The 13,782-nt window shown below is 50.4% G+C and carries 9 protein-coding genes; 2 read left to right on the plus strand and 7 right to left on the minus strand.

Annotated elements, in window-relative coordinates:
- Positions 1 to 120: 120 nt before the first annotated feature.
- From LMG33818_RS01620 to nagZ, 3 genes are all read right to left on the minus strand, one after another.
- A complete protein-coding gene (locus LMG33818_RS01620) occupies positions 121 to 2,697 on the minus strand; it encodes a phosphatidylglycerol lysyltransferase domain-containing protein (RefSeq protein ID WP_442321609.1) in 2,577 nt (858 codons plus the stop codon).
- 76 nt (positions 2,698 to 2,773) lie between these two features.
- Positions 2,774 to 3,310: a hypoxanthine-guanine phosphoribosyltransferase gene (locus LMG33818_RS01625; protein WP_442322164.1), complete on the minus strand. Its 537-nt coding sequence runs from the start codon at positions 3,308 to 3,310 to the stop codon at positions 2,774 to 2,776.
- Positions 3,311 to 3,475: 165 nt separating this feature from the next.
- Complete coding sequence (gene nagZ, locus LMG33818_RS01630) at positions 3,476 to 4,516, minus strand: beta-N-acetylhexosaminidase (protein ID WP_442321610.1); 1,041 nt, start codon at positions 4,514 to 4,516, stop codon at positions 3,476 to 3,478.
- 337 nt (positions 4,517 to 4,853) lie between these two features.
- Between nagZ and lexA the strand changes: the two genes are divergently transcribed.
- Complete coding sequence (lexA, locus tag LMG33818_RS01635; protein WP_442321611.1) at positions 4,854 to 5,612, plus strand: transcriptional repressor LexA; 759 nt, start codon at positions 4,854 to 4,856, stop codon at positions 5,610 to 5,612.
- A 587-nt stretch (positions 5,613 to 6,199) separates the two neighbouring features.
- On the opposite strand, the gene LMG33818_RS01640 is transcribed toward lexA, so the two are convergent.
- From LMG33818_RS01640 to topA, 3 genes are all read right to left on the minus strand, one after another.
- On the minus strand, positions 6,200 to 6,442 hold the full coding sequence (locus LMG33818_RS01640) for a hypothetical protein (RefSeq protein ID WP_442321612.1): 243 nt from the start codon (positions 6,440 to 6,442) through the stop codon (positions 6,200 to 6,202).
- 255 nt (positions 6,443 to 6,697) lie between these two features.
- The gene (locus LMG33818_RS01645; protein WP_442321613.1) at positions 6,698 to 7,147 is read right to left on the minus strand and encodes a DUF6586 family protein; all 450 of its coding nucleotides are present in this window, start codon (positions 7,145 to 7,147) and stop codon (positions 6,698 to 6,700) included.
- 210 nt (positions 7,148 to 7,357) lie between these two features.
- Positions 7,358 to 9,988 (minus strand): type I DNA topoisomerase, encoded by a 2,631-nt coding sequence (gene topA / locus LMG33818_RS01650; protein ID WP_442321614.1) that lies wholly within the window; start codon positions 9,986 to 9,988, stop codon positions 7,358 to 7,360.
- 1,138 nt (positions 9,989 to 11,126) lie between these two features.
- On the opposite strand from topA, the gene pyk reads away from it, so the two are divergent.
- Complete coding sequence (gene pyk, locus LMG33818_RS01655; RefSeq protein ID WP_442321615.1) at positions 11,127 to 12,596, plus strand: pyruvate kinase; 1,470 nt, start codon at positions 11,127 to 11,129, stop codon at positions 12,594 to 12,596.
- 371 nt (positions 12,597 to 12,967) lie between these two features.
- Here pyk and LMG33818_RS01660 read toward each other — a convergent pair whose 3' ends face one another.
- Positions 12,968 to 13,549, minus strand: coding sequence for a DUF4232 domain-containing protein (locus LMG33818_RS01660; protein WP_442321616.1), 582 nt, complete (start codon positions 13,547 to 13,549; stop codon positions 12,968 to 12,970).
- Positions 13,550 to 13,782: the final 233 nt, after the last annotated feature.

The raw sequence follows: 13,782 nt of genomic DNA on the forward strand, positions 1-13,782 counted from the left end.
TGAGTCGATGGCATGGAACCTTGGCAATGACTGTAAAGTCATTCCAGCGGTACACCAAGCCTATCCTCAAGCTTGTTTCTCATATTCATCCTGCGCTTCAGGCTGACACCGTATATGCCACTACCCGTCAGCCGGTGCCAGTGCAGCTTTCCGTTGCCCACTTAGTGTTGCCAATGCACGTGTAGCATCGGCCCCATGAGGTAGAAGCAGATAACGCGGCTTCCAAACAGGATTAAAGCGACGAACAAACTGACGTAATCGTGTTTCCCCTTTTCCACCCAAGTGACACGTCGTCGCATTCAATGCCAGCGTCAATACACCAAGATGCCCCAACCGTACAGGGAGGACGGGCATACTGCCCAGACTCAGGCGAACAAGCTTCTCGCGTTGCGATTCCTTCGCCAAACTGGCTATCAACCATTGCGCATAACTGTCACTGTGGGCAGAATCAGGCATATAATGCAGCGTGTCCAGAACACGGGTATCTGCCTGCGGTGTTTCGAGAACACAGACAAAGGCGACTATCTCTCCCCCATCACGTCCTTTTTCACGCACGATCGCAATATGTGTATGAACGAATTCCGAGGTGGGTTCGCTAGTGCTGACTTCCACACGACTGAGCGGTTGTTGGCTCCACTGTAGACAAAGGGCCTGCAGCGTATCGATATCCACCTCGCGGGACGGAATCAATTCAAAAGAGAGCCGTGATGCCACATCCAAAGCCACCGGAGGCAAGGCTTCTTCATTAAAATACGCCAGCTCGATCAGAGCCTCCTCAGCAACACGCACCGGATAGAGCCCAATGTCCTGGTAAAGGGGCATGTCTTCACCCGATACAGGATAGAAAAGCGGAATATGATGATGTTCATCACTCAGATCACGAAAATCCCAGCGCAGAGACGCCTGATCCTGCATGGACCCTGTAGGTCCGCCCAACGCCAATAGATACTCACCCACCACTTTATAGCCAATGAATGCTGAAAAATCCTGATTAAACAGAAAATGCGTAGATAGCGTCGAGGACATGATACTTTCGGGCTGGTCTGAATGCTCGGCAATGTCGAAGGCATGCTGCCTAACGCGATCACTGGCCGGTGACAAGGGCTTCACGTGTGAACGCATTTGCCACAACGCCACGATTATACAGAGTAAAACACCACTACCCAGTACACTCCGAAGAGCACGAGACATATCCGCAAAGGGGGCGAACTGCCACCAGAGCAGGCTGCGATATGGCACATCCTGATAAATATAGAGCGTCAGCCATAATGAAACCGCAACACACCCCGCACTCATCCACAGTACAGAAGCAGAAAGCAGATGATGCTTGAGTGATGATGTGCGGTAAAAAGCCCGCTTGAATACGATCAATGCAATGGCTGCAACAAAGAGAAGAATAGCCTGCGGAATATCCAGTCCCTTCAGTAATGAGCCGATAGAGGCCAGTAGCAGAATACAGACGCTCCACCCCCAGGCACGAGCCAGGCGCCGACGTAATCCTCTCGCCATCAGCAGGCACAAAAGCCCCAACAGTCCGACACAAAAATGCGAGAGTTCGAGGACGGCGGGTGGCACCCAACGTAGCAACAGGGCCATACGAAAACCGTATTCCGGCATGACATTGGAGAGTTCGAGGAGGAGTCCGCAAAAGAACAGGATCAGCGAGAGGACGCCCGGAGCCAATCCGGCATTAAGCTGCACATCCTGCCGTCGCTGAATCATACGACGCCCTTCACTGATCAGTAATGTCAGGCAGGACAGCAACAATGGAAGAACGATATATATGGCCCGATACAGTACCAGCGCCGCGGTCAAGGGTGCCGCCCCCACAATATGGGAGAACGAAGACAGCATGATCGCTTCAAATACACCGATACCACCGGGCACATGGCTAAGTACGCCTGCCGCAAGTGCCAACAGATAAATCAGCAGAAAAGTGCTGAATGGCGGGTGGTGCGGAAGGAGGAGATAAAGAACTGTTGCAGAGCCAACTACATCGCCGAGGGTAATCAGCAGCTGCAATAGGGATATACGCAGGCTGGGCAATCGCCACGCCCAGTTGCCCAATGCATAAAGGCGAGAATCCTCGGACGGTTTTTCATCCTGACGACGTAAAAGCAATATGACCAGCGCCACGGCATAAATGCCGAGCACCGAAGAAGCAATCCATACCACAAGGGGAGTGGGTATCCGCAATGCATCAGCCGCAGTCTCCACATCGATAAGGGCCGCTACGGCCGCAAGCACTGGCAGTGTCAACCCCAGCGCAAGACTCACAAAAACAGAAATACGCGCCACATCCGGGCCAGCCAGGCCATGTCGAAAGTAGAGCCGACATCGTACGGCACCACCGGAAAGCATGGATAACCCAATGGCATTGCCAATGGCCGAGGCACAGGTCCCGCCCATGACCATCACAGTCGAGGGAAGCCCTTTAACCCCGGCATAACGCAGCGCCGACCACTCGTACCCCACCAGCATAAGATAACTGAACATGGCGGCACCCATGGCCCCAGCCACTTCCAGTACAGAGACATTCAAGAAGGCATGCTTTAAAAGATGGGGGTTGACTTCATGCAACAGTCGCCAACAGACAGTAACCGCCAGACCAAACACCACTAGCGTCACCGCTATTCCCAGCGCATGACGATAACGCGCAACAAGGCCGCGTACTCGTGTGAATGGACTATCAGACATGACAATCAAACCGGTATTCTATAGAAATAATAAAAACATTAGCCGTTCTGTACGAAATCATGGCCGCAGTCAATACTTAGAGCCCTTTGGGCGCAAAGATACCGGGCGCATTTCGCCAATACCCTTTGTAATCCATGCCAAAACCAAACACGTAACGGTCTTCCACGGTCAATTCACAATAGTCTGGCTTGAGACCTTCTACCGCTTTTCTATCGTGAGCCTTGTCCAGCAGGACGGCCGTCGAAACACTCGCTGCTCCGGCCTTTTTGAAGTGCTCGATAATCGCCGCTAACGTCGCACCTTCATCAAGGATATCATCCACAATAACGACATGACGCCCAGCTGCAGGACTCTCAGGAGACACACGCCAGAACAACTGCCCTCCACGAAGCTCGTTACGATACCGGGTTGCATGCAGGTAATCGATCTCAAGGGGAAATTCCAGACGTGTCAGCAGGTGGCCCGCTGTAATCAGTCCACCGTTCATGACGCTATAAAAGATGGGCAATTTATCGTGGAATTGGCGAGTCAGTTTCTCTGCCATGGTATCCAGTGCCTGTTCGATGCGTTGCAGGGACACCAGACAATCAGCTTCGTCCATCAGCTGCTTCATTTGCGTGGAAATTGTAGCGGTATCAATCGATTCGGATGTGGGCATAATACGTAATGACTGTGTTTTGTTTAGCATAAGTGGCATACAGGCGAACGGGGTGATGCTGACACCTGTAGAGCCTGTAAAAAGAGGTGATTTTATCAACCCCGTGGATTATAAGAAAAACTAATAGCCATATTCACTGGCTGTTTTATTCAATGTATGGTGCGCCTCCAACCAGCGCGCATTATTCGCGAGCGCAGACAGCGCAGGTCTCTCCCGGGTATATCGCAATGCGTTCAACCGTTGCATGCTTCCATGCGGCTGGATACCCGCCGTGGCAGTAGCTTCCAGTACGGCCTCTGCTGCAGGTCGATCATTGCACATCAGCACCATGTCACACCCTGCTGCCAATGCCTTTTCTGCACGGGACACCGGGCCACCGGCAAAATGAGCCCCTTGCATACTCATGTCATCCGAAAGGATGGCCCCATCGAAATTCAGTGCTTCGCGTAAATACGTTAACCATTTGCTGGAAAACCCTGCCGGTTCCTCAGAGAAGTCAGGATAGCGTACATGTGCCGGCATGACACCTGACAAACGTGTTGCCAAACGCGCAAAGGGAATCAAATCATGCCTTTCAAGGGTTGTAAAAGGACGAGGATCAACCGGCATCTCCAGATGTGAATCAGCCACCACGCCTCCATGGCCGGGATAATGCTTGCCAATCCCGGGCATCCCCCCTTCATTCAAGCCGGTAATCAACGCACCAGCCAACGTAACAACATGCTCTGGATTGGATGAGAATGAGCGCTCCCCAATGACCTTGCTACGATTGTCATCCACATCCAGCACCGGAGCGAACGTAAAATCAAACCCACAGGCGGCCAGTTCCTGAGACATCAGCCAACCGGTATCCCTGACAAGAGACAGCGTTTTATCAGGGGTCTCTATATACAGTGATTCAAACGAACACATGGGGGGTATATGCGTAAGCCCTTCACGCAGCCGTTGAACGCGCCCTCCCTCATGATCTACCGCAATCAGGATATCAGGGCGTACCGCACGAATATCATCACAGAGTGCTCTGGTTTGCTCGGGTGAAGTCATGTTACGGGCAAACAGGATGATTGCACCGACAGAAGGATGGCGCAAAATCTGCCGATCCCCCTCATCCAATGAGGTAGAACCGACATCAATCATGATTGGACCCGGTGCAGCACGCATGAAACGCTCCTTGTCAAGGTGTACCGATTTTCCCTGTTTATGACTATGCCATGGCACACATTGGTATGCGCAGAATGTCTGAACTCACCATAGCCCGAGGAAGACGTACGATAAACACAAAAGATAATGGAGCGCTATTCTAGCGTTTCATGAAGGAAGGTACACGTAGAAATTAAATCTGATAGGCTTGGGGAGTGTCACCTCGAAATGACTACAGGCAATCCGGGAAAACAACAAAACATTCGGGGATTAAGTTCTATAACAGCAATTGGACTTGCACTGTCAGCAATACTGGATACAATTACAGCTATTATTGATACAGCATAGGTTAATGGCAATGACCCGACCCCTTACGCGCCGCCAACAGGAAGTTCTTGACCTCATCACCGAAACGGTGGCGACCCACGGGTATCCCCCCACTCGTGCAGAAATTGCCCGATCTCTCGGTTTTCGTTCGGCCAATGCTGCAGAAGAACATTTGAAAGCGCTAAAACGTAAAGGTGTTATCGAGATGATACCGGGGGCTTCCCGTGGTATCAGGGTCGTATCATCCCATCTTGCAAAAACGCAAGGCGGGGATGAAAAAAATGCTGATAAAAGAAGTACCGATAAAAAAGGCGCACCCTCTTCGCAACATACCACCGCAAAATTTGTAACTCCCCAGCAGGAGGCTGCCAATGCATCTGATGCTCCGGCTGCCGAGGGGCTTGCCATCATAGGGCAGGTAGCTGCCGGTAGCCCGGTATTGGCACAGGAGCATGTAGATCGCTATTGCCCACTTCCGCCGACCTTTTTCTCACCGAAGGCAGACTATCTTCTTCGGGTCAAAGGGCTCTCCATGCAGGATATCGGGATTTTGGATGGCGACTTGCTCGCTGTCCATCGTACCAGTGATGTTCGCAATGGACAGATTGTGGTTGCTCGTATTGGCGAAGACGTCACCGTCAAACGCTTTGAGCGTAAAGGCAGTAAAATACGTCTGTTGGCTGAAAACGCTGACTTTGCTCCTATTGAGGTAGATCCAAGCCAGGGCTTCGAAATAGAAGGCATTGGTGTAGGTGTTATTCGAGGAGATCAAGGCAGCGGCTTACACTAAAACGAGGCATTATCGGTTTCACTACTAGTTACCGGTTTCACTCACTATAAGTGCAGGCCCAACACTCCCTGGCCGTGTGCCTGGGGGTGCTTCAATGATTACCCACTATTCCCCCTCTACCGCCCCCCCCTAAAGCTCTCTTGAATACAGCTTCACGTTACTGGCCCCGCAGACAATTTTCCCAATATTTTTTCATACCACTCCTTATTCATAACCTCTGCGACTCATTGTAGGCTGGTCGCTATATATACATATACATTGACCAGCCATTGTGATCATGAAAGGGAGATATCAAGCAATCATTACGGATGAAATAATCACCTTCATCGGTATCATGCCGAGTTAACCTGTGTAGCAAAATTCTTGAGAAAGCCGTGAATGACTTGACATCACATTAACGGAATATGCTAACAATGAAGCGTAGAAGCGTAGAAGCGTAGAAGCGTAGAAGCGTAGAAGCGGAGAAGCGTAGAAGCGTAGAAGCGTAGAAGCGGAGAAGCGGAGAAGCGTAGAAGCGGAGAAGCGGAGAAACGGAGAAGCCAATATGCAGTGAATCATTCAGGATGATTCACTGCCAACAATCATGATCAATGCACTGTGACGTTATCACTTAACTCCTCGACCACTTCACCCTCTTCCCACAGTTTTGTGCGGGTAATGGCATGATCGATCATTTCACGCGCCACCTGAAAACGCGAATCACGTAGTAATTCCAGTGCATCCTTGGAAAAGCGCACACTGACCAGCGCTTCACCTTCCCCCTCGGAGGGACGCAAAACCACCTCGCCATCAGGCAGTTCAACGATCTCAAGAATCGCAGTTTCAGACATTTTTCACCTCTTCGATAAGTTGAGCCATTCTGACACAAAAAAGCGTCGGCACCTCAACTCGCGTGCAGTTTCGACTTCACAGCGTTTATAAAAATGCTCTCTTTTCGTACTCATGACACTTGATATCCACTCGCACAGATAATCATCAGCGAGAAGGCAAACACAGAGCGTACAAGGAAAAGGAATGGATAAACGGCAAGCCAGATAACCTGATAATAACATTGTCCGTCGACAAACGACAAAGGTCAGATGACATTACCACTCTTCAGCACCTTGCCGAAGTTCACTGGTCAATGCCTTCAAGTGCTTCAGTAGTGCCTGGAGGGGGACCGCATTGACATCGCTTTGGATCATGCCTGAGTTGACAGGTTGAGCAGTGGAGAGGCGCAACAGCCGCCCAAGGCGTGAATCCAATACATGCAGCTCGCCTTGCGGCGTCAGCAATGCAGAGTACAGACGATGAAGATCCCCCCCTTCCGAATAATAGCGGGAGAGAAACTGGCGCCAATCAGTGCCAACATGTTCGCTGGGTTTGATAAATTCAGCAATCAGAGAGGCAATCCCCCGTTCAATCAATGCCGCAGCACCCTCTTCCAACGCGTCAGGCAATGGCCCGACAGACGCTCCGGAACGCTGCTGATCAGCCTCTTTCAGCAAACTTTCAGCATGGTAAAACCAGCGATTGGTTTGACGCGCGGTTTCCATTGGAAAATCCCCGATACTTCGTCGAAGCGACTGGCAAGTACTGCTCACTCAGATGCATGGATCTTACGCCGAGCAGCAATTGATGTGCCCACCATCAACTTGCGACATGATACTTACAGGAGAAGCCTCTACCGCATGATGAATTATTCAATCAAATGGGGAGGCCCCAGAAAAAAGATCATCAATTCCGATTATTTCTATGGGTGACCGTTATTTCTTTGGCTTACGTTTATCCTCAACGTGCCATTTACCCTCGCTGTAAGTTGCACGCCAGCCGGTTGCCTTACCATCACGCTCGGTCATGATGAATTGCGCCTTGTTCTTGCGCGAAAAGCGAATCTGCGTGGGCAGTTTATCCGGGTCCTGCTGTGGTGCTTCCAGCAGGAAATGATACTTTTCAGGCAATTGATCCTTGTGGGGAATCAGCTCTTTCACCAGAGGGGCACGTGTCTCGCGATTTTTCGGGAATCCACTGGCAGCAAGGAACAGGCCACTGGCGCCATCACGCAGCACATAGTGATCTTCGACCTTTTGACACGCCAGCTCTGGCATATCGATCGGATCCATCTTGGGTGGAGCTGGCTGTCCATTCTTCAACAGTTTACGGGTATTACCACAAGCCTCATTGGTACAAGCGAAATACTTGCCGAAACGGCCCGAGCGCAACTGCATTTCTGATCCACATTTGTCACACTCCAGCGTAGGACCATCATACCCCTTGAGCTTGAAATGGCCCTTTTCGATTTCGTAATACCCGTCATCATCATTGCTGAGGTACAACTTGCGATGCTCATCAATCAGGAAACTATCCATGGCGTTTCCTGTCCTGGGATTACGACGCTTGGCGCGTAGCGCATCAGTTTCAGCGTCATCGTCGGCGTCCGCAGGCACCACTTCATCACCGGGAATCAGGTCGATGGTTTCCTTGCAGCGCTCACTCGGCGGTAGATTATAGCCCGAACATCCCAAAAAGACGCCGGTCGAACCAATGCGAATCTGCATAGGTCGACCACAGCGCGGACACTCGATATCCGTGGGAATGGGCGTATTGGGCCGCATCCCATCTTCACCTTCTGCATGGCTCAGGTTTTTGCTAAAGCCGGCATAGAAATCATTCAGGACATCAAGCCAGGGAGTATCACCCGCCGCGATAAGGTCAAGTTCATCTTCCATACGGGCAGTGAAGCCGTAATCCATCAAGTCCTTGAATGACCCAATCAGGCGATCCGTGACCAACTCACCCAGAATGTTGGCATAGAAACGACGACTATCAAGTACAACATATCCGCGCTCCTGAATGGTGGAAATGATAGAGGCGTAGGTAGATGGGCGGCCAATACCACGTTTCTCAAGCTCACGCACCAGGCTCGCTTCAGTGTAGCGTGCGCTGGGTTTAGTGAAGTGCTGCTGCGGGTCCAGTTTTTCCAGCGTAAAGGAACTCCCTTTCGCCAGATCGGGAACCGCCTGATCTTCATTGCGACTGGAAGAGGCTGCCACACGCGTATAACCATCAAACTTGAGCACGCGCCCCTTGGCACGCATGTCGAATCCAGCGGCCTTTACCGTAAGTGTGGTGGACAGGTAACGCGCAGGCACCATCTGACACGCCACGAACTGGCGCCAGATCAGATCATACAATCGTTCGGCATCACGCTCCATTCCATCTAGCTGCGTTGCCGACAAATTGACATTACTGGGTCGAATAGCCTCGTGGGCTTCCTGAGCATTCTCTTTGGACGCATAACGAACCGGCGCATCCGGCAGATAGGATTTGCCATAATGTTCATCAATATAATGACGTGCGGCCTCCACAGCATCAGTTGATAAATTCGTCGAATCCGTACGCATGTAGGTGATGTAACCAGCCTCATAGAGGCGTTGAGCAAGCGTCATGGTCTTGCGCACGGAAAAGCCCAGGCGACCGCTGGCGGCCTGCTGAAGCGTAGACGTAATAAAGGGTGCCCCCGGCTTGCTGGAAGTCGGTTTGTCTTCACGATCCGACAATTTCAGTTCAGCCGTTTTCAACGGCGCTATGGCCGTGTGCGTCTCTTCTTCGCTATTGGGACGGAATACCTTGTCATCCTTGCGAGCCAGCTCGAAGCGAACGACCTCCCCTTCTTCGGTGACAAGATCCGCATGCACATCCCAGAATTCTTCAGGCACGAAGGCACGGATTTCACGCTCCCGGTCCGCAATCAAACGCACCGCAACAGATTGCACACGACCCGCCGACAAACCTCTGGCCACTTTGGCCCACAACAACGGCGAGACCATATATCCGACCACACGGTCCAGAAAACGTCGAGCCTGTTGTGCATAAACGCGGTCCATCTGCAGGGTGCTCGGGTGCTTGAACGCCTGCTGAATCGCATTTTTGGTAATTTCGTTAAAGACCACGCGTTTATAACGCGAATCATCGCCACCAATGGTCTCGCGAAGGTGCCAGGCGATCGCCTCCCCTTCACGGTCCAAATCCGTTGCGAGGTAAATGGTGTCGGCTTTCTCTGCCAGACGTTTAAGTTCCTCGACCACTTTTTCTTTACCGGGGAGCGTCACATAATGCGCTTTCCAATCATGATCTGGATCGACACCCATACGGCGGATCAATTGATCATGCGCCTTCTTGCGCTTATAGCGTGCTTTTTCCTCGGGGCTCATCTTGCGTGTAGCCGCCGCCTGCTTGGCACGCTCAGCTGGAGTGCTGGTTGATTTGGCACTCCCCGAGGTGGGCAGGTCACGAATATGACCAACGCTGGATTTTACGATGAAGTCTTTACCCAGATACTTGTTGATGGTCTTTGCCTTGGCAGGCGACTCCACAATCACGAGTGACTTACCCATGGATCTCCAATTCCGTTATGACGCATTCAGCGGCAGACTATGTCCTTGCCCTGGATGAAATTTGACCTGTGAGGTCCGATACCCATTTGAAACCGTTAAGGTGATCGTCCCTCAATATGAACAAAAGGAATACAAATAAAGAAAATTTTTTCAAAATTGCGCTTACCCTACATGAGGGAAAACATATTCGCTACTGAAACACACTTAAATTTGAGTTTTAGCCATGGTATCGAACCATCAAAATGGTCTTCACCCCAAAGGCGCAGCTCATTTTTATCAAGTGGAGCCATGTTCTTCACCCTGCACTAAAGCGCAATACCATTCGTGGAGGCTTGTTTAAAAAAGAATATAATAATCTTTTTTGAAGGAAGAAAAGCAAAAGAAGAAAAACAAGCCTTCTACTGATTCTTGTACGCCTGCTTTCATACATCTGCTTTTGTCTGTCCAGGAATCGGTAGCGTCGAGTTCATGCCAACACGGCTCTATGCATTAAAGACCAGTTGAGTCACTGTGCGCCATGGGGAAGCCCCACATCGGAAAGATCAAAAGGACAAACGCTTTGCGCAGAGCAAAACACTCCACGCGTGACCCTACTAAAACCTCCAGTGGCATCAGCTATATTCAAGCGTCAAGCAAAGCCATGGCACAAGCAACATCGAATAAAAGGCTGGTTTCACGCCATTCACTATGTCGGCTAAATGATGGCGTTTTTTACACCTACAACCTCAGTAGTAAAGGGCTGGAGACGGTTAAGGACTGGTGGAAGTACAACTTATCCCATCCCAAGTGAGTATATGAAACAGCTTTCACTATAGTACTTTTTGACCAGAGTATTTTTTAACCAGATCACCTTTTTAACCAGAGCACCTTTTTACCGTAGTACCTTATCACCATAGAACCTTTTCACTGTAGAACCTTTGTTCAATCTTGACACCCCCTCCTGAGTATCAATTTTTTGCCTTGTATCAAAAGAAGTCTCAACAAAGGTCTAATAGTCGAAAAAAAATTCTTGTGCTCCCTACAAACATATGCATATTCCAATAGCCACCCTGCAAAATTTTCGGTTACATTAGGCGGCGTTAGGTAAAAACCTATTCCAATCTTTTTTCAAAACGTTACATGGCCAAGGAGTCCCTTGATGACAAACAGCCAGCACCCTCCGATCCGCCGCACAAAGATCGTTGCCACACTGGGTCCCTCCAGTGATAAACCGGGCGTCATTGATGCCATGGTCAAGGCAGGTGTCGATGTCGTCAGACTCAACTTTTCGCACGGAAGTGCCGATGATCATCGCAATCGAGTAGAAGCTGTTCGTGCTGCCGCGGCAAAACATAATCGCACCGTGGCGGTACTTGGGGATCTGCAGGGTCCAAAGATCCGTATAGCCCGTTTCCAGAATGGTTCTGTCGAACTCAATGAAGGTGCCGATTTCGTCATTGACGTGTCGCTGGACCAGAATGCCGGCGACGAACATCACGTAGGATGCGATTATGCTGAGCTGGCAGATGACCTTGTCAGCGGTGATGTTCTTCTACTGGATGACGGTCGTGTTGTCTTCGATGTGACCAAGGTTGAGCCTCCGCGTATTCATTGCAAGGTTAAAGTGGGAGGCAAACTCTCCAACAATAAAGGTATCAACAAACAGGGTGGCGGACTGTCTGCTTCAGCCTTGACTGAAAAAGACAAGGCAGACATGAAAACAGCTATCGCGCTGGAAGTGGATTACCTTGCTGTCTCCTTCCCCCGCAGTGGTGAAGACATGCGCTATGCGCGTGACCTGCTTGGCGATGCCGCGGAACGTATCGGCCTGGTAGCCAAAGTTGAACGTGCAGAAGCCGTAGCCAATGATGAGACACTGGATGATATCATCATTGCCTCGGATGCAGTCATGGTGGCCCGTGGCGACCTTGGCGTCGAGATCGGTGATGCACAACTGATCGGTGTACAAAAACGCATGATTTCACGTGCACGTACGTTGGATCGTTTGGTCATCACAGCGACACAGATGATGGAATCCATGATTTCCAACCCGCTGCCCACGCGTGCCGAGGTTTTTGACGTCGCTAACGCTGTATTGGACGGCACGGATGCGGTCATGTGTTCTGCTGAAACAGCGGCGGGCAAGTATCCCGTTGAAACCATTGAAGCGATGGATCGCTGTTGCCTGGGCGCCGAGCGTGAACGCGAGGCACAGGAATCGGGTCATCGCATGAAAGATACCTTCCATCGGATTGATGAAGCCGTAGCGCTTTCAGCCATGTATGCAGCAAATCACCTGGAAGGCGTTGCTGCCATTGGCTGCCTGACAGAAACCGGTCATACGCCCTTGATTGCTTCGCGTATTCGGTCAGGGCTGCCCATTATTGGCCTATCGAGCCATCCGGAAACACTGCGCAAAATGGCGCTTTTCCGCGGCGTTATTCCATTGGAGTTCAATGCCAGCGACCTACCCAGTACAGAGGTGAACGGTAAGGTGGTAGAACTGTTGAAAGAGAAATCACTGGCAGCAGATGGCAACTTCGTTATCCTGACCCGCGGTGATCACCTGGATGCTCAGAGTGGTACAAATGCGATGAAAATCGTTCAGGTCGGTGATGATATCGGGTAAGTAATCTACCGTTGATTATCTTCAATCCCCTACCCTGAAAATTCATATGATCGGGGTGTGGGGATATGGAAATACCGCGATAGCAAAAGAGCAGGCTCTGAAAAGACCTGCTCTTTTTTTTCGGCATCATAATGCTTCAGTAAGAACAGAATGCATAGCATCTTTATATTGGTTTAACATATTGGGACAACACGTCAGTGCAGCGAAGTATTAAACCAAATATGAAAAAATAGTATGAAACCAGGTATGGATTGCATTTGGTAAGGATAATAGTATGAGAATGGAAGCGGGATCATAACGCATCAACAGAAAGTGATAACGGTATAATAGCTTATACTTCCACTCTCACCCAACGATTCTTTCACACAGGCTCAGGATGTTCGATGTCCCAACGGATCAGCGTGTGACAGGACACTTGTCGAGAAAATATCATGTGTTGAATCCAGACATGCATTCCCATTGGTATTCTTCACAAACACAGGCACCTGACTGTGATTAATATATATATTCAACCCGGTCAGTTTCTCGACATGGCAATTAAGGCCCAGCGTGTCCGAATTGATCGCAGAGGCCCGATACACCTCAAAGTACACTGAAGCGCCTGGCGCAAGGGTGACCGGATAAGCAAGCCCCGGTTTTCCCTGGTTATCAGGCTTTTGATCAGAGGAAGAGATCACTGTTTCCGGGGACTGGTCATCGTTCTGTCCTACACTGCGAAAGGCAACGGGCTTTTCGATCAGGCAGCTCCGCTGGCTGGTATTGGTCAGTGAATAGCTACTATGCAAGTGCCCGGAGGCAGTATATTCACCTGCCAATTTGCCAGTTATATCATGCAAGGCACAGGGAAGAGGATCTGTGCTGGCAGTTGTTTGACCATGACCCTGTGCGCCCGAACATCCACTGAATATCGGTAACAACCCACAGGCGGCAATGGCTATCCATTTATTATTCATACTGGCCCCTTGTTATTTGATCACGTGTCTACATCAAGAAAGCCCATTCATTGCAGAAAGAAACAAGAGCCCACTCAGAAATTGATGCGTTGACGCTATATGGACTGCTCGCCCTTTTTCTGAGTCAGCAGGATTTTTCAATCCGGCCGAGGCTGTTTCATCTCAGCAAGAGTGTCGTTCATCAAGCACTTGAGACATGCCAAATACACGACGCGCACGCACGATGGCTTTCT

Source organism: Cernens ardua (assembly GCF_051251085.1).
Lineage (GTDB): Bacteria > Pseudomonadota > Gammaproteobacteria > Pseudomonadales > Halomonadaceae > Cernens > Cernens ardua.

Excerpts from the sequence above, each read along its gene's own strand:
- nagZ (WP_442321610.1), bottom strand. The coding sequence starts at position 4,516 with ATGCGTGCTGCACCGGGTCCAATCATGATTGATGTCGGTTCTACCTCA.
- LMG33818_RS01645 (WP_442321613.1), bottom strand. The coding sequence starts at position 7,147 with ATGGAAACCGCGCGTCAAACCAATCGCTGGTTTTACCATGCTGAAAGT.
- LMG33818_RS01625 (WP_442322164.1), bottom strand. The coding sequence starts at position 3,310 with ATGAAGCAGCTGATGGACGAAGCTGATTGTCTGGTGTCCCTGCAACGC.
- topA (WP_442321614.1), bottom strand. The coding sequence starts at position 9,988 with ATGGGTAAGTCACTCGTGATTGTGGAGTCGCCTGCCAAGGCAAAGACC.
- LMG33818_RS01640 (WP_442321612.1), bottom strand. The coding sequence starts at position 6,442 with ATGTCTGAAACTGCGATTCTTGAGATCGTTGAACTGCCTGATGGCGAG.
- pyk (WP_442321615.1), top strand. The coding sequence starts at position 11,127 with ATGACAAACAGCCAGCACCCTCCGATCCGCCGCACAAAGATCGTTGCC.
- LMG33818_RS01620 (WP_442321609.1), bottom strand. The coding sequence starts at position 2,697 with ATGTCTGATAGTCCATTCACACGAGTACGCGGCCTTGTTGCGCGTTAT.
- lexA (WP_442321611.1), top strand. The coding sequence starts at position 4,854 with ATGACCCGACCCCTTACGCGCCGCCAACAGGAAGTTCTTGACCTCATC.
- LMG33818_RS01660 (WP_442321616.1), bottom strand. The coding sequence starts at position 13,549 with ATGAATAATAAATGGATAGCCATTGCCGCCTGTGGGTTGTTACCGATA.